Below are 23570 nucleotides of genomic sequence, written 5' to 3'. Positions count from 1 at the left end.
CTGATAACGCCTTGATTCAATGTACCCCGATGCTGGAAACCGGGGTCCTGCTGGTGAAAAACCGCTTCGCTGTCAGTGAAGCCGTGGTGATGGAGATCAGCGCAATGATCGCATTACCGGTAAACATGCCAGGCAACGCACCGCTGCTGCCAAACCAGTGAATGCCGGCGAACACGAAGGGCACGGTACCCGCTGTTGCCCTGAGCCAGGCAAACACCGCTACCCACCATGATTTGTTCATGGTCATGAATACGGCGATGGCGACGAAATCCAGACCAATCAAAACCCAGAGACCGCCGCCCCACAAGCAAAAGGCCATGAACACAGCGCGGGCCTCGGCTCCCAGCTGGTAGAGATCGGCAATCATGCCGCCACACAGCACCAGCATCAACCAGACTGCCAGCCCGTAACAGACCACCAGCCGTCGAGTAAAGATGACCGCAGAGCGCACGCGATCGTCGCGGTTCGCACCAATATTCTGGCCAAGCACCGGGGCCAGTGCGCCAGGCAAAGCAAAAAAGGCGCAATACGAAAACTGCAGGACCCGATCCAGCACCGCCATGGCGGCCAGGGCGGAGGTGCCGAATGCCGAAAGCGAGGCGACAAGATAAGCCAAACCGACCGGCGTCGCCAGATTCGCCGCCATGGCAGGAAGCGCAAGCCTGAAGGTACGCACGGCATGCAGGCGCAGCAGTTTCAGATTGCGCGTGAAAACCATCCCTATGCGGCTGCGCACCCAATACAGCCCGATGGACGCGGACACCGCTGCCGATATGGCAAAGGCGATGCCTGCGCCGTTCAGCCCCAGGTCCAGCACAAAGATAAACAGCGGGTCTGCGACCGCCAGCGTGGCGGCCGCTGAGAGCACCACTGCCAGCGCCCGACGGTTATCACCGGTGGTTCTGAGCATCTGCGCCGACATCTGCATCATGGCCTGTAGCACGGTAAAAGGCAGTGTCAGCCAGATGAAACTGCGCGCCGCCTCGTAAGTGGCCGCCTCGGCACCCAGCCAGTGGGTAATCGGCACCACCAGCGCCAACTGTGCGGCAGACGCCAGACCGGCGACCATGACCACCATCAGCATGAGGCTGCCGGTCAGTCGAGGTATGGACTTGACCGCGCGATGGCCGATGCGCTCCGACAACACCGAAGTCGCAGCGATGATCACACCGGTCACCAGCGCGCTGTTGAAAAAAATCAGCACCTTGGCGATGCCGACCGCAGCCAGAAGCACAGGGTCATGCAGCATCGAGACATAGACCAGCGTCAGTATGTCGACAAGAAAAATCGCAAACAGGCTCAAGGCACTGGTACTGGCGGTGATGACGATGTGGCGCGCTACGCTGCCCTGGGTGAATCTTGCGCTGGCTTGGGCCATCAATGTTCTCAAAAGGCCTGAATCAGCCCGGCATGCAAGGCATTCCCATGCAGGGGCATGAGGAACGGAAATTTGTAACCGTCATGCCAACGCTGGCACGAGTAACGATCACCGCCAAATGCGAAGGCCGCTGTCGCAGGCTACTTGCTCGCCGCTACCAGACGATTCACTTCACTGCGTACCATGTTGGCGTATTCCGGCGGGCTCATCGTGTCCAGTTCGGAACGTACCCATTCGGACCACTTGCCCTTGCGCTTCGCGCGCTCGCCCATCAAGCGAGCAGCCTCACTCTTGGCCTTGCCCAGATTGCTTTGCCAGAGGTCGAACAAACGGGATTTCTCGTCTTCAAGAGCGGTACGTTCGGGGAGCGGCCGATTGGCCAGATTGAAACTCATCACAGTCACCTACGGCTAAAAACGGCTGCATCTTACACCCGTAAGGGGCGTTACCTGCAGAGTCTTGCGTCGGCTCATTCAAGCAATTGCAACTTTTCAGGATGCGCGAGACTCCATTGATCACTGTTGCCATCACTTGAAAGGAAGATACCCATGGCTCGTAAGACCCCTGCTCAACAAGCTGCCGATCAAATCAAGGATCAGGCATTCAGTGACCTGCAGGCACTGATCGAAGAATCCGACAAATTGCTCAAGGAAAGCGCTGCGCTGGTTGGCGAAGAAGCAGAAACACTGCGTGCGCAACTGAGCCTCAAGCTGAAGCAGGCACTGGACTCGATGGCCAGCGTGCGCGACCGCACCAAACCAGTCGTTGAAGCGACCGAAACCTACATCGGTGGTCACCCGTGGCAAACCGTGGCTATTTCTGCAGGCTTCGGCCTGGTAGTCGGCCTGTTGCTGGGTCGTCGTTGATCGACAGCCGCTGATGAGAAGCATCGCGGGCCTGGGTACGGGCCCGCAATGCTTGATGCTGTTGTAACGATGGTGTAGGTCTGATGAATTACCTTAAGCGGGCGTGCTGTACCACCGACGGCTCGGCAAACCGGTGGGATTTGCTCACTTTGGCCTGCAACAACACGCGCTGTTCCTCAGCCTGGGCCTGGCTTTCATAAGGTCCGATCAACAATTGCTGCTTACCGTCGATGTCCACGATGACTGGGGCATAACTGCGTTCCAGCAGCCAGGCACTGGTATCGCTCACCGCTTCGCGCGAATTCATCTGGATGAACCACTGTGGCGTGGAGACCGGAGCAGTAACCGCCGCATCCTGGGCTTTTTCCCTGGCGGGCGCACTCGAGCTGCCTGCATCGCATCCGGCCAGAGCCAGTACCACTATCATCATTACCGTCTTGCGCACGTAGGTCTGCTCCTCGTCTGAAGTGGCGCGAGTCTAACATTCTCGCAATGCCCGTTGATGGACTGTGTCGAGGTGTCGCATGCCCGGCCAAAGGGCTTTGGGCACTGGCCATGCGCTGTTCTCGCAACAATCAGTTATATTTTTTGCGATCACTGGTCATGTGATCAGATATTTCTTTGCATATAAACGCAACATGAAGTGTCAAACGCCTGCGACCATGTTGACCGATGGCTTGCCGCCGTTGGTGCATTAGAACAGGAGTTCATCATGTGCGACGACCGTAACCCCCTGCATTGCTTCATTCCGCCTTATATGCTCGAGCGTATGGCGCAATCCCCCAAGACTCTGGTCAGCGCCCGGGCCATTGCCAACCTGACGAGCAGCTCGGCGTTCCTGGCATCACGACTTTCAGCCCGAACCATGCCCTCCATGCACGCGATCAAATCGCCTGACGGTCGAAAGCACCGCGTGATTCACGATGCCAAGGGAACCGACGATCTTCCCGGCGCTGTGGCTCGCAAGGAAGGCCAGGCCCCGACTGGTGACAAGGCAACCGATGAAGCCTACGACGGTTCCGGCGATGTCTACGATTTCTACGCAGAACTGTTCGAGCGTAATTCGCTGGACGACAGTGGCATGTCGCTGGTGTCTACGGTGCACGTCGCCGAGGTGGACTTCAATGGCGACCACGTACCGCTGAGCAACGCCTACTGGAATGGTAGCCAGATGGCGTATGGCGACGGCGACGATCTGGTCTTCAAGCGCTTCACCGGCAGCCTGGAAGTGATAGGCCATGAACTGACCCACGGTGTGCAGAGTTTCACCTCGAATCTGGATTACCGCGGGCAGTCCGGAGCCCTCAACGAGCATTTCGCCGATGTCTTCGGCATGCTGGTGCGTCAATGGAAACAGGGCACCAGCGCCGCCGAGTCGGACTGGGTAGTCGGCAAGGAATTGCTAGTGCCCGCTCCTACACGACGGGGCATTCGCGACATGGAAAAACCGGGCACCGCCTATTCCAACGATCCGGACCTGGGCGATGATCCGCAACCGGCAACGATGGCCGACCTGTACACTGGCGCCAAGGACCGCGGCGGCGTACACATCAATTCGGGCATCCCCAATCGGGCGTTCGTGCTGGTCGCCAAGGCGTTGGGCGGAAATGCCTGGGAAGTAGCGGGCAGAATCTGGTATGAAACGATGCTGGAGCTGGCCTCTGACAGTCAGTTTGTCGACTGCGCCAGAGCCAGCATAAAAATCGCCTCGGATTCACGCTTCGGCCCTAAAGCCAAAAAAGCCGTACAAGCGGCCTGGAAGGAAGTCGGGGTCAAGGTTTAGCCGAAGTGCGACCACCACAAAGGTGCTTGAAATGAAGGTCTGTCTAGTGCAATCCGGCGGTTTTGCGGGTGCCGTCAAACGCTGTGAAGTCGATACGTCCACCCTTGAGCAGCCAGAAGCCGAGCAACTGCAGCGGCTGGTCAGTGACAGCGGCCTGAATCAGTCCAGCAGTGCGTTCAATGATCAGGCGCGGGATCTGAATCAGTACGAGATCACTATTGAGGATGAGGCCAGAGAAATCTGCCTCACGTTTGACGAACACAACGTGCCAGCGTCCGCCCGCCAGTTGCTAGGGTTCCTCAAGCAACGCGTAAAGCCCGGCAAGCTCTAGGACAGGCCTGTTTGAAAACAATACGGCGACCGGTGCCTTGCAGATGACTGTAAAAGGCATCGGTCGCTGACATATTCTCCACCCTTATTCCTGCATGTGCTCCCGCATGGAATAATGGCGCTATGACATGTGAACCACCCACCGCTATCGCGGTCAATGACGTGTACCAATACGTTGGCATGGACTGTACAAAAAAAAACGCTTCACACTGCCATTAACGAGGTATCTTTTCGTGCTTCGCGTTCTCACCCCTTACCTCTGCAGCAATGGCGTCGATGAGCACTGTGCATCCTACTGAACACTCTCCTGGCCTGATCATTTGCGAGCATTGCGACTCGCTGTACGAAGCGCAACCGCTGAAGCCCGGTGAAGCAGCGTTCTGCCTGCGTTGCGAGGCACTGCTCGGGCGCGGCCACCGAATGACCATCGAGCAGTTACTGGCACTGACCGTCGCTGCGGCCATGCTTTTTGTATTCGCCAACCTGTTTCCCGTGATCAGCATCAGCATGAAGGGCCTGACCAACGAGGTCACGCTCTGGCAATCGGTTGAAGCCCTTGCTCAAGGGCGAATCACGATCATTGCGCTGGTCGCCGGCCTTTCGATTATCTTTGCGCCGCTTTTGCAGATCGCCTTGCTGTTCTGGGTGTTGGTACATGCGCACAAAGGCATCATCGCGCCCGGCTTCAGGGCCTGCATGCGCGCCCTGGAACACCTGCGACCGTGGAGCATGCTCGAAGTGTGCATGCTCGGTATTCTGGTGGCGATCATCAAGCTGTCCGGAATGCTCGACGTGCATCCCGGCGTCGGGCTGTGGGCCATGGCCATGCTGATGGTGCTGATTCTGCTGATCGCCAACAAGGACATCCGCAGGTTGTGGGATGAACTGGGAGTGCCGCCGCAATGAACGGCATTCCCTTCGCCCATGAACACAAGCTCTGCCTGTGCCATACCTGCGGTTACGCCTGCCAGGAGGACGCTACGCGCTGCCCGCGCTGCGATTCACCGGTACACAGACGCAAGCCCAACAGTATCAGCCGCACCTGGGCTTATCTGATTGCCGCACTGATCTTCTATATCCCGGCCAATGTGCTGCCGGTGATGTACACCAACCTGCTGGGCAACCGCAGTGAAAGCACCATCATGAGCGGCGTACTGGAGTTTTTTGAAAGCGGCTCCTGGGACATTGCCATCCTGATCTTTGTCGCCAGCGTTCTGGTGCCCTGTATCAAATTTCTGGTGCTGGGCATGCTGCTGATCACGTGCCAGCGCCGCAGCACCTGGGCGATGCGCGAGCGCGCACGTCTTTACCGTTTCATCGAGCTGATCGGCTACTGGTCGATGCTCGATGTGCTGGTTGTGGCCCTTGTGGCGTCTCTGGTTCAGTTTCGCGAGCTCAGCACCATCGAGCCGCGGATCGGTATTCTGTTTTTTGGCTTGGTAGTGGTGATGACGATGTTCGCCGCCATGAGTTTCGATCCCCGGCTTATCTGGGACGCAGAGGTTGAAGATGTCTGACAATACCCTCCCCCCGTCTGCTTCAGTGCCACGCCCTGAAGTCAAACGTCGTCGCCTGCGCGTTTCGCTGATCTGGCTGGTGCCGATCGTTGCAGCGATCATTGGTGTATCCATGGCTTTGCATGACTGGATGAACATCGGCCCGAAAATCACCGTGAGCTTCCTGACCGCAGAAGGCCTTGAGGCCAACAAGACCCAGGTCAAATACAAAAACGTGATCATCGGCATGGTTACCGATATCACCCTTAGTGAAGACCGTACCCATGTACTGGCCAGCATCGACCTGAACACCAGCGCCGCGCCGTTCACGAGAATCGACAGCCAGTTCTGGGTGGTGCGACCGCGCATCGGCGCGCACGGCGTATCGGGCGTCGACACGTTGCTGTCAGGCGCCTTCATTGGCGCCGACGCGGGCAGCTCCGAAGAGACTAAAACCAGCTTTACCGGTCTGGAAACACCGCCACCGGTCACTTTCGGTGAAAAAGGCAAGCGCTTCAAACTGCATACCGATGACCTCGGCTCTCTGGACATTGGCTCACCGATCTACTATCGACGCATTCAGGTCGGTCAGGTGGTTGGCTACGAGTTGTCCAAGGATGGTCGCGGGGTCGATATTCAGATCTTCATCAACGCACCAAATGATCAGTACATCACCACCGACACCCGTTTCTGGAATGCCAGCGGGGTCGACATCACGGTTGGCGCGTCAGGGGTGAAGGTCAATACCCAGTCGCTGACCTCGATCATCTCCGGCGGCATTGCCTTCCGCGAGCCCAACTGGAGCCCGGACTCGAAACTCGCCGACGAGAACGCCGAATTCAAGATATTCGATGATCAGGCCACCGCGCTGGCTCCGCCCGACGGCGAACCGCGCTATATCCGCATGCGCTTCAATCAGTCGCTTCGCGGGTTGACGGTCAACGCCGCGGTGGATTTCCTGGGCGTCAATATCGGCAAGGTGGTGTCGGTCGATCTGGATTACGACCCTGCCACCAAGACCTTCCCAGGTATCGTGGGTGCAGTGATTTATCCCAAGCGCCTGGGTGCGGCCGAGTCGAAACTGCAGGAGCTCGGCGGCAAGGGCGATGAAGAGGAACAATCCGCCAGAGTGCTGGGAGCGTTTGTCGCCAACGGCCTTCGCGCTCAGGTGCGCAACGGCAACCTGTTGACAGGCCAGTTGTACATCGCCATGGAATTCGATCCCAAGGCACCGAAAGTGGCATTCAATGCCAAGGCCCGTCCGCTGGAAATCCCGACCGTACCGGGCAGCTTCGACAAGTTGCAGGAGCAATTGCAGGCGTTCGTCGAGAAGCTCAGCAAACTGCCGATCGACGACCTGGCGAAGAACCTGAATGGCAGCCTGAGCGAGCTGCAGAAAACCCTCAAACAGGTGAACAGCAGTGTGCTACCGCAGATGCGTGGCACCTTGCAGCAGGCTGAAAAAACGCTGGGCACCGCCAACGATTCATTCGCTGAAGATTCGCCTGCGCGTCAACAATTGGGCCAGGCGCTGGATGAAGTGCAGCGCACCGCTCGTTCGGTACGGGTGCTGACTGACTTCCTCAGCCGCCATCCAGAATCGCTGATTCGCGGTCGCACGGGCGATGCAGCCCCACGCTCGTTCAACGCCCCGTCCTCATCCCGAGCCATTGATCTGGAGCCAAAACAATGACCTTACGCCTGAAACTGGCGTTACTTGCCGCGGCCCTGGGCCTGGGTGCCTGCACATCGACGCAGACCCACTATTACACCCTGATTGCGCCCATGGGCGCGGCCAGCAGCGTAGCGGCCAGACCCATGCCGTTCCAGTTCGAGATGCTGCCGGTCTTGATGCCGGTTCAGGTTGACCAGCCGCCACTGGTGGTTCGCCAAGGCAACGGCAGCCTTGCGATTCTGGACACCGAACGCTGGGGCTCGCCACTGGGCGACGAGTTTCACGATGCGCTGACGCCGCAACTTGAACGTCATTTCGGCAGCCGCGACATGGCCGGTCTGCCGAAAAACAGCGATCAACCGGTGCTTTCGGTCCGTACAGATGTACGCCGCTTCGAGTCGATGCCTGGCAATTATGCGTTGATCGATGTGGTCTGGACGCTCGGGCTTCGCGATGCAGGCGCTACCGCCGGCAGCAAGCGGCAGAGTCTGACCTGCAGCAGCGTGATTCGCGAACAGGCCGGGGAAGGCATGGAAAATCTCATTATCGCCCATCAGAAAGCCGTGTCCCGGTTAGCTGACAAGATCGCCGCAACTGCCGCCAGCTGGACCGCGCAACCTGCCTCTCGTTGTTTGTAGGTCGGTCGGGAGGTCCGGTTAAAGACCTCCCGGTTTCAGGAAATATCGCTGCTGTAAGCCTTTCAAAACCGCCGTTTAAAAGCGTTCAAGTCCGTACAAAAATGTATCACCTCGTTTAATTCCTACGTACACTCTACCGCCTGTCTGGCACGTTAGTACCTGATGGATCCGGATGCTCAGCTTTCCGGGTCTGTTGGAGTGCCTTATCGATCAGTGCCAGTAACGCTTGCTAACCCTGATGTGTGGCAACAAGCCTTTGGCTTGCAGCGGACAGTCTATCGAGGACAAACGGATGACAGGGATCGGAGCACGGCTGAAAAAGGAACGCCTGCGCCTCAAACTTTCGCAAAGCGCACTGGGCGCGATAGGTGGCGTGGAAACCAACGCTCAGGGCAATTACGAAAACGGTGTTCGCTCGCCTCGGGCAGACTACCTTTCCAGCGTCTCGAATGCGGGCGTGGATGTGGCCTACGTGGTGACCGGTCTCAGCTCACCCGCCGTCACAATTTCGAATAGCCAGGCCTGCGCTCCTCTCAACCGCGTTGTTGCTCGCCTGCACGGCAACCTGCACGACGTGACTCAGAACCTGTACCACGTGACCCGCTTGATTGAATCAAATGCAGGCGAAAGCAACGTCGACAGCGACCAGCTGGAAAACATCAAGAACGACGCAGAAGCCATTACGGTTGCGACCGTTCGGCTGATCTACATGACCTCGAAGTTGAAGTGACGCAGAGCATGTAGTGTGCCTCCAAGGCGGCTCATTGCGCCGCAAACGCCTTGTCCCTGAGTTTTTCCATGACCAGCGCTATGAATGCCGACACCGCAGGCGGCAGATGTTGCCGACTGGGATAAAGCACATGCAGACCATGACTGGTGCGCTGGTACTGCGTCAGTACCGGCACCAGTCTGCCATCGCGCAGATCCGAGCGGATGAGCGTCGCGGGCAATAGCGCAATACCAAGCCCTGCCAGGGTCGCTTTACGCAATGCCTGCGCGGTGTTGGCATTGAATCGGCTGGCCATCTGCACCTCATGCATCTTCGCGTCCGGCCCGAGCAACCGCCAGACAGTGCTCCCGCCGGGATGCGCCGTGCTGACGCAGTAATGCCCGTGCAGGCTCTGCAGGGAATCAGGCATGCCGTGAGCGGCGATATACGCCGGGCTGGCAACCATGCTGTCATGCCCCTCTTCGATCAGTTGTCGCCCTACGTAGCCCGAATCCTGCAAGGGGCCGCCGCGAAACGCGATGTCCAGCCGGTCAGCGATCAGGTCGGCGCGCTCATCGCTGAGCACGAACTCCAGCTGAACCCGAGGGTATTCGGCAAGAAAATCAGCCACCCACTCCATCGAAAAGAAATCGAAGAAATCCGCCATTGCGGCGATGCGCAGCCGACCGCCAGGTTCTTCTCGATGTGAAACAAGTTGCTCTGCGGCATCCATCAAACCATCGACAGCGCCCACACAGCGTTCGTGGAAGTCCTCCCCTGCCTGGGTGAGGACCAGCTTGCGTGTCGACCGCTGCAACAATCGAGTGCCCAGCTGTATTTCCAATTGCTGAACCCTGCGGCTGACCGTATTGGAAGGCATGCCCAGATGCCTTGCCGCCTGCGCAAAGCTGCCGCTGCGCACGACCTGCACAAACAGGGCGACATCATTGAGATCAAGCGCCACGAGACTAATTCCTTCTATTTATGGATGAGTCCAAACCAACTATACCGGCTAATCAAGTAATCCATAGAGGCTTATTCTTTGTGCTCAGGCATCAAGGCCCAGAGGACAACGCTATGAACACTATCGTCAGCATTCAGCCACGCGCCATCACCCATCGCACAAGCGGCAAAAGCCGAGGGCCTATCACTCGCCTGATGAGCCCGGGCGATCTGGGTCAGTTATTGAAGCCTTTCGTATTTCTTGATCAATTCGGCTTCAAACCCGAGCCGGGGAAAAAAGGTTTCGGCATGCACCCACACTCAGGAATTGCAACGCTGACCTATATGATCGAAGGCGATCTGGCCTACGAAGACACCACCGGTAAATCAGGCATATTGCCCAATGGCGGTGTGGAATGGATGAGCGCAGGCAATGGCGTGTGGCATGACGCCCAGCCGGTAAGCGATGCGCCGATTACAGGCTTCCAGCTATGGATAGCCCTGCCCGCAGCGCAAGAGAATGGCCCCGCAAACAGCGTTTATCTGGCGGCGTCGCAGGTTGCGCGGCAAGGCCCGGCACAGGTGCTGCTGGGGCGTTACGGTGCAGCACAAAGCAGCATACCTGCACCACAGGGCATGAATTATCTGGCCGTAAAACTGAAAGACGGCGAGCACTGGCGCTACACGCCGCCCGCAGGTCATAGCGTCGCCTGGCTGGCGATCAACGCCGGACACCTCGACGCAGGCGGCCCGATCAGCGCTGGCGAACTGGCTATTTTCGAGGAATCGGATCGCCCTATCGACTTCGTCGCAAAGGGCGATACCCATTTCGTGCTGGGGTCGGCAGTCAAGCATCCGCATGATCTGGTCACCGGCTACTATTCGGTGCACACCAGTAAGGCCGCGCTTAATCAGGGCGAACTGGAAATAGAGCGAATCGGCGCAGTGCTGCGCGAGCAAGGCAGGCTCTGATTGAGCAGCCGCCTCCTGTTCAAAAACCGGCTACGTACTCATCTGGACAGCGGCGCACTGGAACCGATACTTGAGCCCAGGTGGCAGCGCCTCACCTGGCCGTATCTGTACTATCCAGAACGCCGCTACCTGCCCTCGCCGCTCAGGGCTTTTATCGACTAACCCATAGCAGCAATCGGGCGCACGCCATGGCGCGCCGGTGCTGCCATGGCGAACAACTCATCAACGCGTCTGACCTCCTCCGCACTTGGCTTGATCGCAATGGCGCACGCGACAAAAATGCCCGCATTGAAGATCAGGCCGATGATGCCGCTGGTCAACGAACCCAGTGCCGGAATGTCATCGGGGTAAATTGTGGTCAGCACAATCGCGATAACAATACCAACCAGCATGCCGGCAATCGCGCCTTGCTTGTTGCCACGACGACTGAAGACCCCGAAGAACAGCGGCACGGCCAGCTGGATGATGCCCTGATAGGAAATCTGTGCCAGCAGTTGCAGGCGCGCGTAATCGAAGGTCAGGTACGCCAACAGCGACGCCGCCGCGATGAAAACCACCATGCCCACCTTGGCGAGAACAGTCTTCTCGCGATCACTGCGCGGCTTGCTCCAGGTCGCCAGATCGTTGGCAAACTGTGTACCGCACACCTGAACGCAGCCGTCGACATGGCCGATGCTGGCCGCCAGGACAATCATGATTGCCAGCCCCAGCAACCACGGCCCGCCGATATCGAACAGTGACAGGAACCAGCCATGCTGCGGATGCGCGGCCACGTTGGGGTCCTGACTGATTGCCGCGGCGAACAGCATCAGAATGCCATAGAAGCCACCCACCAGCATGATGGTCAGGAGTGTGCCCTTCTTCACCGAACGCACACCGCTGGCGGTATAGATACGCTGAAAGCTCATGGGCCAGCACATTGAGCCGATCACCCCGGTAAAGATCAGGCTGAACATGTACATCGGGCCGTAAGTGCTGCCTGCGCCACCGGGGATCACCAGCATGCTGGCGGGCAGTTGCGACAGGTTGGCGAACGACGCCTGAGCACCGAACAGCAGGAAAATGCACAGCGCGGCACACAGCACGTAGGCAATCAGCCCCTGATACATGTCGGTCATGATCAGACCGCGCATGCCCATGCTCACCGTCCAGTACTGCCGAATCAGGATCACCACCACCCCTACCAGCAGGCAAGTGGTCACGCCCCAACGGCCAAAGCTGGCGAACTGAAAAAGCGTCGCGAGGGCCTGAATGCCCATCACCACCCAAGGGAATACCGAGATGATGCCAATGATCGAAGCAATGCGTTTGACCACCGGGCTGTTGAAGCGCATGCCCAGCAGGTCCGGCTGGGTGGTCAGGTTGAAACGCTTGCCCCAGGTCCAGGCACGATTGGCCATCAGGTACATGGCGGTCACGCCAAGCGTGGCATAGACCATGCCGTAAAAGCCCAGCGCGCCACCGACAGACAGTGCAAAGAACGCAGTAAAAGTTGCACCCGGCCACCACGAGTTGGTGTAGCACATGGCGATGAACCAGGGACCGTAGGAGCGACCGCCCACCGCGTAGTCGGAAAAGCTCTCGCTCTTGCGATTGGTCGCGTACAACACGGCAATCATGCCCGCCAGGAACACGCCGATCAGGCCGAAGGTGATGTAAAGGTCTAAAACTGTAGTCGTGCTGATCATTGCCCGTCCCCCTCTTGTGGAATTTCACCCAGCAGAGACTCGACCACGTACAGCATCCACAGGCCCAGCCCCATGAGCACGGCGATCAGAATCCAGTAGAAGATCGGCAGTGGCACACCGAGCACCAGCGCGGTGCTGCCACTGACCTTGAGGTAGAACGGCGGAAACAGCGCCATCATCAACAGCGCGAAGAAGTACAGGCCAAACACCAGATTTTTCAGGCGGCCGGGATTTTCAGAAGGCGGAACGTTACTCATGGAGTGCTCCTTGAATTTCAGGATCTGGCTATGGATAAGTGATCGGATAAAACTCAAGCAGGAAAAGGAACACGCGGTCACCCGCTACTTTTTTATTATTGGAGTGCTTGTTACAGGTATGCCTGGAGAGGACGGGTCATGCCTGTCGCAACCAGGTTTCCCATTGCGAATCATTGATGATGCTGCGCGCGCGCATGTGCTTCCAGGTGCCGTACTTGTAAAAGTCGAAGTCCAGTTGCGACACGGCGTGCTGGACCATTGCCCAGGTTGACCATTTGATATCTGCCAACGCCTTGTTCAGCTTGATCCGCGCTACGGTTTGCGCGCTGACCTGACCGAAATAGTCCTCGATCAGCGCCAGTTCCATCTCGTCACTGAAAAACATCTCGCCGAACCACAGCGCCAGTTCGTAATGGCGATCGTTATTGGAGGCGTACTCGAAATCCACCAGGCGAATCTGACGCTCCGCGTTGAGCATGAAGTTGCCTGCCAGCGTGTCATTCATGCACGGTGCCAGATCAATTCCGGAAGCTTGCAGGGCAGCTTTTGCGCGCTGATATTGCAGGCACAACCAGTCGTCATCCTGAGGCTTGATGCCCTTGAGCTCTGCCACCTGGTTCTGGTGCTCGGCAATCATGTCGAACACGGTCTTGGTCTGTTTCAGCAACGGCTGATCGTTGAACGCCTTGAGCCCGTGCAGAGCGCCGTGGCGTATGTCGCGCTGCAGGAAGTCATGATTGGACGATGCCCGCCAGCCCTCCATGAACTCGAACACTTCGACACCGAAAGATTCGAGGAACGCAAACACCGGCGCACCGTAGCCGGTTTGCGCCGCTTTCACACTGGCCTCGTGGGCGGTGTGGCGGTCAATGAACATTTCTGTGCCGGCGCCCGGCACCTTGAAGAAGTACGCCGTGTCGGCCCCCTCGACCTCAACCCGCCAATTAGTGTTGGAGATACCGCCGCTGACCGGCTCGTAGCCGACGCGCCGCCCCTGCCAACTGTCGATACTGCGCACTGCTGCTTCCAGTTGTCGTTCCTGGGTACTGACAGACTGCCCTAACGTTTTCATGCTCTACCCTCCTGAACCTGACGCATCCAGCCTTCCAGTCGCGGGTCCTGAACACACTGCCGGCAACGCAGCAGCGTCCATTGACCGACCTTGGAAAACTCCAGTGGCCGCACGGACGTCGTACCTGCCCAAAGCCCCCACAATGTCCAGTACCAGTCGTTGATCAGCGCATACAAGCGGCAGACGGCATAGTCGACTTCCAGACACTGCCCCGCCCATGCGCTGATCCCTTCGCGCCACTGGCTTTCAAACGAATAAAGCTCGTTGAGGGTAATCGCAACGTCGTACCAGGGGTCCATGCAGCCGCCGTAGTCGAAATCCACCAGGCGCAACCGGCCTTCGCTTGAAACCATCACATTGCTGGCAACGCCGTCACCGTGCAGCGGCACCGCCTGCACAGAGCGGGCCTGCAATGCCTGCCAGACCATGTCAACGCAGCGGTCAATCCATTGGTGTTCTGCCGGTAGTGCAACGTTGTCACGTTCGCACAGTGTGCGAAGGCGCTCGATATCCATCATCGGCGAGCGCACAACATCAGGCACAGGCCCGACATGCACCAGCCGCTTCAGCGCCCACAGCGCCTGAAGGCGGCCCGGCGCGAGCAGGTCATCGAGCCGGGCAGCACGCCATTCCAGACCCAGATCCTCGAAAATCAGCACACCGCAGGCCGTGTCCGCGCCAAGCAAGCGCGGTGCCGCGCCGCTACGGCCTGCGCATTCACTGGCCTGCGCCGCCTTTTCGAAATCAATCAGTTGCGCCATATCGGCATGCAGCACCTTGGCGTAAACAGCGCCCTGTGCACCGACCACTCGAAAACCCGTCCATTCGGTCGACAGCCTGGAGGGCGATGCCACGCCCTGCGTAACGACCTCGGTGTGCGCGTTCGCATCCAGCCCGCAGTTTGCCAATGCGCCGAGCAGGCGTGTGGTCAGGTCGTCAGCATATGACATGGTCAGTCCTCAACGAAACGAAGCGGATGAGGTGCAAGCCCGGTACAACAGACCGGTCAGCATGCGCAAACCGTTGCGCATGTCCTGATCGCTGGTGTATTCGGCCTCGTTATGGGAAACGCCATTGCTGCTGGGGATGAACAGCAGGCACACCGGGTAATGGCGGTTCATGCTGATCGCGTCATGACCAGCGACCGTCATGCTGTCGGCGGTCGACAGGCCCAGCTCGCCGCCTACTGCGTGCGCCAGTTCCGCAAACCCTTCATGCAGCCTGGCGGGCGGGCGCAGTACGCTGCTTTCCACCTCAAACCCGGTCATGGTCCTGTCGGCGATGGTGTGCAACGTTGCGTCCAGGCGTTCACCTGCCGCGCTCAGCAGACCGACATCGCGGGAGCGGTACTCGATCAGCAGGGAGACCCGGGAAGGCACGACATTGGGTGAATTGGGGTACACCTCGATACGTCCTACCGAGCTGTGCATCTGCAAGCCATGTTGCCCGGCTTCGTCGCGCACCGCCGTGATGGTGTGTGCGGCAGCCAGCAATGCGTCACGGCGGGCGGCCATGGGCGTAGGGCCGGTATGATTCTGCTCGCCATCGAAACGCACCCGCCGTTTCAACGCGGCCCAGGTTTCCCGGACCACGCCGATTGCCGTCTGGCTGCTTTCCAGGCCAGTGCCTTGTTCGACATGAATTTCGACGTATCCGGCAATGTTCAAATCAACCTGATCATTACCCAGATAACCTATGGCTTGCAGCGCATCCTTCAAACGGATGCCATCGCCATCGCGGCTTTCCCAGGCATTTTCCAGGGCCAGTGCCCCGGTAAATACACCGCTGCCGATCAGGCTCGGCTGAAAGCGGGCGCCCTCCTCGTTGGTCCAGTTGACGACGGCCAGATTGCAGGCAGGTATTTCACCGCGTTCACGCAGTTGTCGCGCCAGACTGGACACCGCGACGGCACCGGCAAGCACGCCGTACACACCGTCGAAACGACCCGCGCTCGGCTGGCTGTCCAGATGTGAACCGCACAGCAGATAAGGCGCCTGGGGGTCAAACGTCATGAGGCCGAACAGGTTGCCGATCGCATCGACACGCACTTCAAAGCCGTGCTCTTTCAGCCAGTCCCGAAACAGGTCGCGCACCCGACCGTCTTCAGCAGATGCCGCCAGCCGGTGCAAGCCACCCGCCGGTGTTGCACCAATGGCCGAGCTTTGCTGAAACAGCGCTTCAAATGCCGCTAGATCAGCTGCACCTGGCTCGATCAATTCAGGGATAGAGGGTGTCGACATGATCTTTCTCCAGGCGTGTCACAAACTCGTCGGATAACGCGCGATTGGTGACCAGGGTGGTGATCGCGGCGAACGGAAGAGTATTGATAAAGGTGCGATGACCGAACTTGCCATCATCAGCCAGCACAACACTGCGCGCGCAGTGCCTGACCAGCGTCCTGCGCAGCATGGCTTCCGGCTCCTGGTAATCCATCAGCCCCAGGTCCAGATCAATGCCGCCGATACCCATGAAGGCGATGTCGTAATGAAACTGCCGGGCGAACTCCAGCGTGTGCGGCCCGATCAAGGCGTTGTCGGTACGCCGCACATCACCGGGCGCAACCAGCACCTGATTGTCGCTTTGGTGCGATATCAACTGGGCGATGTCCAGCGAATTGGTGATGATCTTCAACTGGCTGAACCGCGTCAGTTGCTGGGCCAGCGCCAGCGTCGAAGTACCGGTGTCGAGGAAGATCGCCATGCCTTCGCTGACCAGTTGCGCAGCGCGGGCAGCAATACCTGCCTTGGCGCGGGGCTTGAGCCTGCTGCGTTCCTGCAAAGGCAGTTCTTCGCTGGATCTGGGCAGAATCGCGCCACCGTGAATTCTCCTTAATCGGCCCTCTTCTTCCAGATACTTGAAGTCGCGGCGAATGGTCTCTTCGGACACGAACAGCAATTGTGCAAGGTCCGACGCCTTGACACGCTGCTGTTGGGCGAGCAGGCGCATGATTTCGTCCAGACGCGGCTGATTGAGCATGGGGGTGGCATTCCGTTGCAAAGTAAGAACTCCAGTGTCCGGGCCCGTTGGCCGTTGATCCGCAAGCAAGAGGGACATGGCTACTGCCCCAAAATCGGTGGCAAGTGTTGATCCCATGGCGCGATGGCTTCCACAGCGGCACAGAACTGCAGCACCTGAGCGTCGGCAAAGCGTGGCCCGACCACTTGCAGACCAATGGGCAGCCCGCCGGAACTCCACCCGCAGGGCAGGTTGGCCGCCGGGTTGCCGGTAATGTTGAAAGGGTAAGTAAATGGCGTCCAGCGCGCCCACGGCACAGCGCCGTCCTGCCCGGCATAACCGACCGGTGCCACGTCGTCGGCAGCAAACGGCAGAATCGGCAACGTGGGCATGATCAGCAAATCGTAATCTTCAAACAGCGCATGGACCTGATTGGCAAACGCAGCGCGCTGTTGGAGTGCCTGCAAGTAATCACTCAGGCTGTACTGGGCAGAACGCCTGATCAGATCGGCAAAGCCAGGGTCAAGCTGGTCCAGTTGCTGCGCAAGCGCTTTGCCATAGGCGATACCGCGTCCGGCAACCCACAGGGTTTCGAACGTCGCCAGCGGGTCCTGCCAGGCTGGTTTGAGCGTGCTGACCGTGACGGGCAGCGACCTGGCGATATTACCCACAGCAGCTTCAACCGCTGCGGCGATTTGCGCGTCGACCGGTGTGTCAAACAGCGTCGGGCAGAAGCCGATACGCAACGGACTCAACGGTTGATCACACCGTGCCAGAAAGGACTCGTCAGGGGCTGGCAGCGCCTGGTGATCCAGCGGATCCGGCCCCGACAGGATATCGAACAGCAACGCGCTATCACGCACGGTTCGGGTAATCGGTCCGGCATGACTGAGCATCTCGGTGGCTGACCAGGGCCAGGTCGGAATGCGTCCCAGAGTGCCTTTGAGGGCGAACGCACCACAGAACGAGCCAGGTATGCGCACCGAGCCGCCGCCATCGGAGCCCAGTGCGGCCGGCACCATGCGCGCCGCCACCGCAATCGCCGAGCCGGAACTGGAGCCACCACTGGTCAGTGCCGGGTCCCAGGGGTTACGCCCGTTGCCGAACACCCGTGACGTACTCGCGCCGGTCCAGCCGAATTCGGTCGTCGCTGTCTTGCCCAGAATGATCGCACCAGCATTCTTGAGGCGGCGAATGATCGGTGCATCCTGGACCGGCACCGAGTCCAGAGCAGTCAACGAGCCACGCGTGGTGCGCAGTCCAGCTGTCGAAAAGAGGTCCTTGATGCCAAAGGGTATGCCGTGCAGCGGGCCTCTTACCTGACCACGCTGCAGTTCGGCAGTCATCGTCCAGGCCTGTTCGAGCGCGACATCGGCGTATACGTCACCAAACGCATTGAGTGTGGAATTGTGGGTTTCAATCGTTGCCAGACATAACTCAGTCAAGCGTATCGGCGTCATGCAGCCTTTGCGGACAAGCGCGGCAGCTTCAATCACGGTAGGCATGGACGATGGCTGTGGCTCAATCAATGTAGATACCTCTTTCATCAGTGAGATACTTCTGCGCAATGCCCAGTGCCGACAACTGTCGGCGCATTACATTCAGCAGGGGCTGGCGCGTCAAGTGGGTTTTGTTGGATATATTGAATTTGTGGTTTTAAATTTTGTAACAGCACCGTCACGGTGCCAAAAAAAGCTCAAAACCCTGCGTCGCCCAATTGCGGTGCGCAGTTAAAACGGCGGGGAGAGGCAGGAGAAAGAAAGAAGGAGGCGATGGGCAAGCAGATAGAACGGCGCCTGTCCGTGGCGCAGTCCTGTCATTGAAACCGGTATTTCAAGTCAGCGATCAAACCGCCAGATCGTGAGCATGGAACTCGGTTACACCGACCAGCTGGATTTCAAAGTCTGCATGCAAATCACCATTGACGTTGCCGGACAGCACGTGGTCGGCGAAACGCAGCTGGCCCGCGCCGGTGAACTCGCCGCTGCCAATGAAGCTGAAAGCATCAAGGGCTTTGGTGTCCACGTTGGCATCCATCTTCAGGAAGCTCAGCTTGTCGCCCTGCTGGCTGTTGAAGTCGGTAATCACGTCGCTGGCGTGGCCTTTGCCCATTTCTGCCAGGTCATTGAACACAAAACGGTCAGCGCCGCTGCCACCGGTCATGATGTCTGCGCCCAGACCGCCAACCAGCTTGTCATTGCCCGCGCCGCCGAACAGCACATTGTTCGCATCGTTACCGGTCAGGGTATTGTTGCGATCATTGCCCAGCAAAGTGAACTCGCCCTCACCTTTGAGGTGGACGTTTTCAAAGTTGGCCAGCGGTTCGGCATTCAGGTCGATCACTGTGGCAACCGGCGATGTGTTGTCATAGGTGATCTTGAGTGTATCGATGCCCTCATTGGCCTTCTCTTGCACCAAAGCGAGCTCACCAGCCTGATCAATAACGTAGGTGTCGTTGCCCAGACCGCCAATCATGGTGTCCAGACCGCCACGACCATCAAGCACGTTATCCAGGCTGTTGCCGATCAGCGTGTCATTGAAAGCAGAGCCAATGGCGTTTTCAATGTGCGCACCGTAGGCAATCGCCAGCCCTGAGTTCATCAGCGTCGGGGCATCAGGATTCTGGTTGTAATCGAGGAACGCCTTGCCGATGGTGCTGAACTCACCCTCGTTGAGGTTGATCTTCACAAACGAAGCCTGATTGCTGGCATCAATCGTATCCTTGCCACCAGCGTCCCAGATCGTCTCGAACACCGACTGATCGGGTGCCCATTTGTAGACGTCATTACCGGTGTGATAGCTGGTGTTGGCACCGTATATGAACTGCATGGCCGCCACATCGAGCAACATCGGCGTGGTGGGTTTGAAACTGTAGTTGTTGGTGTAGCTCATGATGGTGTAACGGGCATCTTCAAACTTGGCATCGAGCAGAACATCGTTGTATTGCGAGGCTTCAAACGAATGTTTCAAACCCAATGCATGACCCGTTTCATGCATGAACGTCAGGTAATCATCCGTGCCTTTGGCAGGATCAGCCGCGTTGACTTTCGGCCCGATCCAGACATCACCGGACCGGCCCAGTGTGCCTGGCGCGTAAGCCTGGCCGTACTCAGTACTTTGCAGACTCTTGAAGCCGCCAAAACGAATGTCTCCGACATTGTCCGGGGTGTCCTGAACCTCGGTGAATTTGATGTCTGCCACTGCACTCCATGCACCCAACGCACTTCTTGCCGCCGCGGCCTGTGCATCGGTCAGTGAATAGGCATCGCTGGGCTCCTGAGAGCGACTGTAGTCAGTGGCATAGACGGAGTTGGCAGTATGAAAGCTGTAAGTGAGGTGAGTACCGGTTGAATCGCCTAACCAGAACGGCCCCCACAACAGGCTGGTGACTCTGTCGTCGGGAGACCCTTCGGGCAAAAGTTCGGCAGGACTTGAATCATTTGGGCCGGGCATCAGCAATGCTCCTGAAGAATACACACGTTAGTGATTAACCAACGATCTTTGCCCACGCAAAAATCGCCAGGCAGTTTATTACACAACAGGCACACTATGGGCACAATAAGTTACAAGCAAACTACTTACGGATGCCGGACACGCATTGCCAACACCCGCAGACTTCTTATTACGAATGTACTTTTATAGCTATTATACGTCTCCTACTAATAACGCTACATGAAACCTTCTTTAAACCCACGATTCCAACTGACCGGGTTCATTGCCCAGGCCGCCAATGAGCATTCACGGCAAAACGCGAGAACCCGATCAAGACCGGCAACGAAGGCGGTACAGTTGAGCTATCGTGTAACGGCTGTCGACGCGCTGGACGGTTCAGCGTTCGCGGCAGGCACAGAACTGAAGCCTGACGCGTCCGGCCGGATCGCGTGCATTTATACGCTGTGTACCTTGCTGCCCTGTATAAATCATAGGCATCATAAGACCTTATCTCATCTGATCGCGGTGCGCCCCATGACCCACCACCCTGCGCCACTTCCTGCCAACGAAGAAGAACGAGTCCTGTCTCTTGAGCATCTCAGGATACTGGACAGCGCTCCCGAGCAGGACTTCGACGACATTGTGCTGCTCGCTACCACGCTGTGCGACGCGCCTATCGCCCTGGTCTCGCTGGTTGACCGGGAACGCCAGTGGTTCAAGGCCTGCATCGGCCTGGACGTCAAGGAAACCCATCGCGATCTGGCCTTCTGCGCACACGCAATCCTGCAACCTTCCGATGTGCTGGTCGTAGAAGATGCAACCACCGACCCCCGCTTCAGAGAAAGCCCGCTGGTGCTGGGCCCTCCTTATATCCGGTTTTATGCAGGCGCACCGATTCGCACCGACACGGGCCATGCGCTGGGCACGGTGTGTATAATCGATATCTGGCCGCGTGTTCTGACCGAACAACAACGTCTGGCCCTGCTGGCACTGGCCCGCCAGACCGCAGCCTTGATGCAATATCGCCTGCTTACACAACAACGCGACCAACATGCCGCAGAACTGGCCCTGGGACTCGAAAGCGCACAGAGTCAAAGCCTGGCCGTTGAACGCAATCTGCGCGAGTCACAGCGAGTGTCGTCATTGGGAATGCTCACAGCGAGCATCGCCCACGACTTCAACAACCTGCTCCAGGCGCTGAGCGCCAGCCTGCAACTTGTCCGCATGCGCTCGCGCCGCCCAGCTGATGTCGAGACGCTCAGTGACACCGGCCTGCGAGCTGTGGATCACGGTCGACAATTGGTCACCCGTTTGCTCGATAGCGTTCGTCAGGACGGCCCCGAACTGATCTGCATCGATGTCAGCGAACGGATCGATGCCGCCCGTGATCTGTTATTGCGCTCGGCAGGCGACAATCTGGAACTGTCGTTCGACCTTAGCGCCCAGGGCTGGGGCGTCCTGTGCGCCGAAGCGCAGTTGCACGCCGCCGTATTGAACCTCTTGGCCAACGCCCGTGATGCAATGTCAGGGTCTGGCAAGGTACATATCGCCACTCGACTGGAGTCAGTCAAGGAAGACCCACGATTGCCGGAAGGCGACTACCTGGTACTCAGCGTGGCTGATAATGGCCCAGGCATGGCCGCCGATCTCAAGGAACAGATATTCGAACCCTTCTTCACCACCAGACGCTCCGAACCAGGTGCCGGCCTGGGCCTTGTTCAGGTGCAGGAGTTTGCGGTGAACGCAGGCGGAGGCGCACGCGTCGAAACAGCACCTGAAAACGGGACGACCGTGCATCTCTATCTGAGAATACTGGGTCCGATCAATTCAACGAATTAAGCGCCCCACTACTTCACGGACGTCTGACGCGGCCTTGTTATTCATTAGATGAATAACAAGGCCGCATCAGACGCATTCACCTCATGAATTACATTACCATCATGGCGACAATAGCAATGTACTTATTGCGCGTTAGATGCCTGTAAAAAATAAACAGCGTGGGTTCTCTTTTACAAAAAAATACACACACAACAATGGCGCTTTCCGATTCACGACTATATTCAATCAACAGCAAACATTCTGTTTGCGCTACTGCCTTGGCAACAGGATGTTTGCTGTGGGATACGCAGTTGCAATAACTGCACGTTGTACACACATTAATCAAGGAATAGATTATATGTTGAAGCCTCATGGTTTAACGCCGCTCGCATTGACGGGCGGCATTCTTGTATCGCTATTGTCTGTCAGCCTGTCTGCCCACGCCGATATCGCCACCGATGTTGCTACTACCGGTTGGGCTACTCAAAACGGGGGCACCAAGGGTGGTTCAAGGGCAGCAGCGAATAACATTTATATGGTGAAAAACGCCGCCGAGCTGAAAGCCGCACTGGCTGCGTCGGCAGGCAGCAACGGCCGGATCATCAAGGTGACAGGGGTTATTGATGTCAGCGACGGCAAACCGTACACCAAAACCTCTGATATGAAGCAGCGCGCCCGCCTGGACATCCCCGGCAAAACCACGATTGTCGGCACCTCCAGCAGTGCCGAGATAAGGGAAGGGTTTTTCTACGCGAAGGAAAACGACGTCATCATTCGCAACCTGACCATTGAAAACCCCTGGGACCCGGAACCGGTCTGGGACCCGGAAGATGGCAACGCCGGCAACTGGAACTCGGAGTACGACGGTCTGACGGTCGAAGGTGCCAGCAATGTATGGATAGATCATGTGACGTTTACCGACGGCCGTCGTACCGATGATCAGAATGGCACGGCCAATGGTCGTCCAAAACAACACCATGATGGCGCACTGGACGTCAAGAACGGCGCCAACTATGTCACCATCTCGTATTCCGTGTTCCGGAATCACGAAAAGAATAACCTGATCGGTTCAAGTGACAGTAAAACAACCGATGACGGCAAACTGAAGGTGACCATTCACAACTCGTTGTTCGAGAATATTTCCTCTCGCGGGCCGCGTGTGCGGTTTGGTCAGGTTCATCTTTACAACAACTACCACACTGGAAGTACCAGCCATAAGGTCTACCCGTTTGTGTATGCCCAGGGCGTCGGTAAAGGTTCGAAAATCTTCTCTGAGCGCAATGTGCTCGATATCAGCGGCATCAGTGGTTGCAGCAAGGTTGCGGCCGACTATGGCGGCAGTGTCTACCGTGATAGCGGGTCGCTGGTAAACGGCAGCGTCATCAGCTGTTCCTGGAGCACCAGTATTGGCTGGACCCCACCGTACAGCTACACCCCTCTGGCGGCTGACAAGGTTGCGGCCGACGTCAAGGCCAAGGCCGGCGCTGGCAAAATCTGATACGCAGGTTGTACAGGACGATAAAAGACCCTCTCAATGAGGGTCTTTTATTGAGCAGGTT

At 57.9% G+C, this 23570-nt stretch carries 23 protein-coding genes and 1 pseudogene; 12 read left to right on the top strand and 12 right to left on the bottom strand.

Features of this window, described 5'->3' with window-relative positions; genetic code table 11:
• Positions 1 to 16: 16 nt before the first annotated feature.
• Both RYA97_RS10135 and RYA97_RS10130 read right to left on the bottom strand, forming a co-directional pair.
• Entirely contained in the window at positions 17 to 1378 is a 1362-nt protein-coding gene (locus tag RYA97_RS10135) for an MATE family efflux transporter (protein ID WP_316892218.1), read from the bottom strand.
• 140 nt (positions 1379 to 1518) lie between these two features.
• Entirely contained in the window at positions 1519 to 1773 is a 255-nt protein-coding gene (locus RYA97_RS10130) for a hypothetical protein (RefSeq protein ID WP_002553235.1), read from the bottom strand.
• Between the two features lie 153 nt (positions 1774 to 1926).
• On the opposite strand from RYA97_RS10130, the gene RYA97_RS10125 reads away from it, so the two are divergent.
• Positions 1927 to 2244, top strand: a complete 318-nt coding sequence (locus RYA97_RS10125; protein WP_002553234.1) for a YqjD family protein — start codon at positions 1927 to 1929, stop codon at positions 2242 to 2244.
• Between the two features lie 88 nt (positions 2245 to 2332).
• On the opposite strand, the gene RYA97_RS10120 is transcribed toward RYA97_RS10125, so the two are convergent.
• On the bottom strand, positions 2333 to 2689 hold the full coding sequence (locus RYA97_RS10120; RefSeq protein WP_005745196.1) for a hypothetical protein: 357 nt from the start codon (positions 2687 to 2689) through the stop codon (positions 2333 to 2335).
• 267 nt (positions 2690 to 2956) lie between these two features.
• Between RYA97_RS10120 and RYA97_RS10115 the strand changes: the two genes are divergently transcribed.
• The 7 genes from RYA97_RS10115 (at position 2957) to RYA97_RS10085 (ending at position 8896) form a co-directional block, all read left to right on the top strand.
• Complete coding sequence (locus tag RYA97_RS10115; protein WP_005745200.1) at positions 2957 to 4027, top strand: M4 family metallopeptidase; 1071 nt, start codon at positions 2957 to 2959, stop codon at positions 4025 to 4027.
• A 31-nt stretch (positions 4028 to 4058) separates the two neighbouring features.
• Positions 4059 to 4358 carry a protealysin inhibitor emfourin gene (locus tag RYA97_RS10110; RefSeq protein ID WP_002553232.1) on the top strand — a complete coding sequence of 100 codons (300 nt, stop codon included), beginning with the start codon at positions 4059 to 4061 and terminating at the stop codon, positions 4356 to 4358.
• 275 nt (positions 4359 to 4633) lie between these two features.
• Positions 4634 to 5263 (top strand): paraquat-inducible protein A, encoded by a 630-nt coding sequence (locus tag RYA97_RS10105; protein WP_005731758.1) that lies wholly within the window; start codon positions 4634 to 4636, stop codon positions 5261 to 5263.
• Entirely contained in the window at positions 5260 to 5874 is a 615-nt protein-coding gene (locus tag RYA97_RS10100; protein ID WP_004664882.1) for a paraquat-inducible protein A, read from the top strand. The genes RYA97_RS10105 and RYA97_RS10100 overlap by 4 nt, the downstream gene beginning before the upstream one ends.
• Positions 5867 to 7546, top strand: coding sequence for an intermembrane transport protein PqiB (locus RYA97_RS10095; RefSeq protein ID WP_005745202.1), 1680 nt, complete (start codon positions 5867 to 5869; stop codon positions 7544 to 7546). Before RYA97_RS10100 ends, RYA97_RS10095 begins: the two co-directional genes overlap by 8 nt.
• The gene (locus RYA97_RS10090) at positions 7543 to 8166 is read left to right on the top strand and encodes a membrane integrity-associated transporter subunit PqiC (protein WP_005745203.1); all 624 of its coding nucleotides are present in this window, start codon (positions 7543 to 7545) and stop codon (positions 8164 to 8166) included. Before RYA97_RS10095 ends, RYA97_RS10090 begins: the two co-directional genes overlap by 4 nt.
• 292 nt (positions 8167 to 8458) lie before the next feature.
• A complete protein-coding gene (locus tag RYA97_RS10085) occupies positions 8459 to 8896 on the top strand; it encodes a helix-turn-helix domain-containing protein (RefSeq protein WP_002553227.1) in 438 nt (145 codons plus the stop codon).
• 31 nt (positions 8897 to 8927) lie between these two features.
• Here the strand turns inward: RYA97_RS10085 and RYA97_RS10080 are convergent, their stop codons facing one another.
• Positions 8928 to 9839 carry a LysR family transcriptional regulator gene (locus RYA97_RS10080; RefSeq protein ID WP_005780235.1) on the bottom strand — a complete coding sequence of 304 codons (912 nt, stop codon included), beginning with the start codon at positions 9837 to 9839 and terminating at the stop codon, positions 8928 to 8930.
• 113 nt (positions 9840 to 9952) lie between these two features.
• Between RYA97_RS10080 and RYA97_RS10075 the strand changes: the two genes are divergently transcribed.
• Positions 9953 to 10789 carry a pirin family protein gene (locus RYA97_RS10075; protein WP_117139391.1) on the top strand — a complete coding sequence of 279 codons (837 nt, stop codon included), beginning with the start codon at positions 9953 to 9955 and terminating at the stop codon, positions 10787 to 10789.
• A gap of 15 nt (positions 10790 to 10804) precedes the next feature.
• A pseudogene (locus RYA97_RS10070) lies at positions 10805 to 10951 on the top strand (LysR family transcriptional regulator); the annotation flags it as partial.
• Here RYA97_RS10070 and RYA97_RS10065 read toward each other — a convergent pair.
• The 8 genes from RYA97_RS10065 to RYA97_RS10030 form a co-directional block, all read right to left on the bottom strand.
• A complete protein-coding gene (locus RYA97_RS10065) occupies positions 10948 to 12477 on the bottom strand; it encodes a sodium:solute symporter (RefSeq protein ID WP_005745206.1) in 1530 nt (509 codons plus the stop codon). The pseudogene RYA97_RS10070 and the gene RYA97_RS10065 sit on opposite strands and share 4 nt — an antisense overlap.
• Complete coding sequence (locus tag RYA97_RS10060) at positions 12474 to 12734, bottom strand: hypothetical protein (protein ID WP_005745208.1); 261 nt, start codon at positions 12732 to 12734, stop codon at positions 12474 to 12476. The genes RYA97_RS10065 and RYA97_RS10060 overlap by 4 nt, the downstream gene beginning before the upstream one ends.
• Before the next feature lie 136 nt (positions 12735 to 12870).
• Entirely contained in the window at positions 12871 to 13806 is a 936-nt protein-coding gene (locus RYA97_RS10055) for a choline kinase family protein (RefSeq protein ID WP_005745209.1), read from the bottom strand.
• The gene (locus RYA97_RS10050; protein WP_117139392.1) at positions 13803 to 14756 is read right to left on the bottom strand and encodes an aminoglycoside phosphotransferase family protein; all 954 of its coding nucleotides are present in this window, start codon (positions 14754 to 14756) and stop codon (positions 13803 to 13805) included. The genes RYA97_RS10055 and RYA97_RS10050 overlap by 4 nt, the downstream gene beginning before the upstream one ends.
• Positions 14757 to 14765: 9 nt before the next feature.
• A complete protein-coding gene (locus tag RYA97_RS10045; protein WP_117139393.1) occupies positions 14766 to 16046 on the bottom strand; it encodes a M20 family metallo-hydrolase in 1281 nt (426 codons plus the stop codon).
• Complete coding sequence (locus tag RYA97_RS10040) at positions 16024 to 16782, bottom strand: DeoR/GlpR family DNA-binding transcription regulator (RefSeq protein ID WP_002553219.1); 759 nt, start codon at positions 16780 to 16782, stop codon at positions 16024 to 16026. The genes RYA97_RS10045 and RYA97_RS10040 overlap by 23 nt, the downstream gene beginning before the upstream one ends.
• Before the next feature lie 80 nt (positions 16783 to 16862).
• Positions 16863 to 18266 (bottom strand): amidase, encoded by a 1404-nt coding sequence (locus RYA97_RS10035; protein ID WP_117139394.1) that lies wholly within the window; start codon positions 18264 to 18266, stop codon positions 16863 to 16865.
• 340 nt (positions 18267 to 18606) lie between these two features.
• Entirely contained in the window at positions 18607 to 20214 is a 1608-nt protein-coding gene (locus RYA97_RS10030; protein WP_005745213.1) for a M10 family metallopeptidase, read from the bottom strand.
• A gap of 513 nt (positions 20215 to 20727) precedes the next feature.
• Here RYA97_RS10030 and RYA97_RS10025 point away from each other — a divergent pair.
• Together RYA97_RS10025 and RYA97_RS10020 are read left to right on the top strand one after the other, a co-directional pair.
• Positions 20728 to 22032, top strand: a complete 1305-nt coding sequence (locus RYA97_RS10025; protein WP_029241079.1) for a sensor histidine kinase — start codon at positions 20728 to 20730, stop codon at positions 22030 to 22032.
• 337 nt (positions 22033 to 22369) lie between these two features.
• Positions 22370 to 23509 carry a polysaccharide lyase family 1 protein gene (locus RYA97_RS10020; protein WP_005780218.1) on the top strand — a complete coding sequence of 380 codons (1140 nt, stop codon included), beginning with the start codon at positions 22370 to 22372 and terminating at the stop codon, positions 23507 to 23509.
• The last annotated feature ends 61 nt before the right edge of the window (positions 23510 to 23570 follow it).

Origin of the sequence: Pseudomonas syringae group sp. 26L6 (assembly GCF_032587815.1) — a bacterium.
Lineage (GTDB): Bacteria > Pseudomonadota > Gammaproteobacteria > Pseudomonadales > Pseudomonadaceae > Aquipseudomonas > Aquipseudomonas amygdali.
Note: the sequence above shows the minus strand (reverse complement) of the source record. Positions and strands in the feature narration are given on the sequence as shown.

Bases quoted from the DNA above. Each gene is read 5' to 3' on its own strand.
- RYA97_RS10025 (WP_029241079.1), top strand. From the start codon at position 20,728: ATGACCCACCACCCTGCGCCACTTCCTGCCAACGAAGAAGAACGAGTC.
- RYA97_RS10115 (WP_005745200.1), top strand. From the start codon at position 2,957: ATGTGCGACGACCGTAACCCCCTGCATTGCTTCATTCCGCCTTATATG.
- RYA97_RS10020 (WP_005780218.1), top strand. From the start codon at position 22,370: ATGTTGAAGCCTCATGGTTTAACGCCGCTCGCATTGACGGGCGGCATT.
- RYA97_RS10030 (WP_005745213.1), bottom strand. From the start codon at position 20,214: ATGCCCGGCCCAAATGATTCAAGTCCTGCCGAACTTTTGCCCGAAGGG.
- RYA97_RS10125 (WP_002553234.1), top strand. From the start codon at position 1,927: ATGGCTCGTAAGACCCCTGCTCAACAAGCTGCCGATCAAATCAAGGAT.
- RYA97_RS10135 (WP_316892218.1), bottom strand. From the start codon at position 1,378: ATGGCCCAAGCCAGCGCAAGATTCACCCAGGGCAGCGTAGCGCGCCAC.
- RYA97_RS10130 (WP_002553235.1), bottom strand. From the start codon at position 1,773: ATGAGTTTCAATCTGGCCAATCGGCCGCTCCCCGAACGTACCGCTCTT.
- RYA97_RS10065 (WP_005745206.1), bottom strand. From the start codon at position 12,477: ATGATCAGCACGACTACAGTTTTAGACCTTTACATCACCTTCGGCCTG.
- RYA97_RS10040 (WP_002553219.1), bottom strand. From the start codon at position 16,782: ATGCTCAATCAGCCGCGTCTGGACGAAATCATGCGCCTGCTCGCCCAA.
- RYA97_RS10060 (WP_005745208.1), bottom strand. From the start codon at position 12,734: ATGAGTAACGTTCCGCCTTCTGAAAATCCCGGCCGCCTGAAAAATCTG.
- RYA97_RS10095 (WP_005745202.1), top strand. From the start codon at position 5,867: ATGTCTGACAATACCCTCCCCCCGTCTGCTTCAGTGCCACGCCCTGAA.
- RYA97_RS10110 (WP_002553232.1), top strand. From the start codon at position 4,059: ATGAAGGTCTGTCTAGTGCAATCCGGCGGTTTTGCGGGTGCCGTCAAA.
- RYA97_RS10055 (WP_005745209.1), bottom strand. From the start codon at position 13,806: ATGAAAACGTTAGGGCAGTCTGTCAGTACCCAGGAACGACAACTGGAA.
- RYA97_RS10100 (WP_004664882.1), top strand. From the start codon at position 5,260: ATGAACGGCATTCCCTTCGCCCATGAACACAAGCTCTGCCTGTGCCAT.
- RYA97_RS10075 (WP_117139391.1), top strand. From the start codon at position 9,953: ATGAACACTATCGTCAGCATTCAGCCACGCGCCATCACCCATCGCACA.
- RYA97_RS10050 (WP_117139392.1), bottom strand. From the start codon at position 14,756: ATGTCATATGCTGACGACCTGACCACACGCCTGCTCGGCGCATTGGCA.
- RYA97_RS10085 (WP_002553227.1), top strand. From the start codon at position 8,459: ATGACAGGGATCGGAGCACGGCTGAAAAAGGAACGCCTGCGCCTCAAA.
- RYA97_RS10105 (WP_005731758.1), top strand. From the start codon at position 4,634: ATGAGCACTGTGCATCCTACTGAACACTCTCCTGGCCTGATCATTTGC.
- RYA97_RS10090 (WP_005745203.1), top strand. From the start codon at position 7,543: ATGACCTTACGCCTGAAACTGGCGTTACTTGCCGCGGCCCTGGGCCTG.
- RYA97_RS10035 (WP_117139394.1), bottom strand. From the start codon at position 18,266: ATGCCTACCGTGATTGAAGCTGCCGCGCTTGTCCGCAAAGGCTGCATG.
- RYA97_RS10045 (WP_117139393.1), bottom strand. From the start codon at position 16,046: ATGTCGACACCCTCTATCCCTGAATTGATCGAGCCAGGTGCAGCTGAT.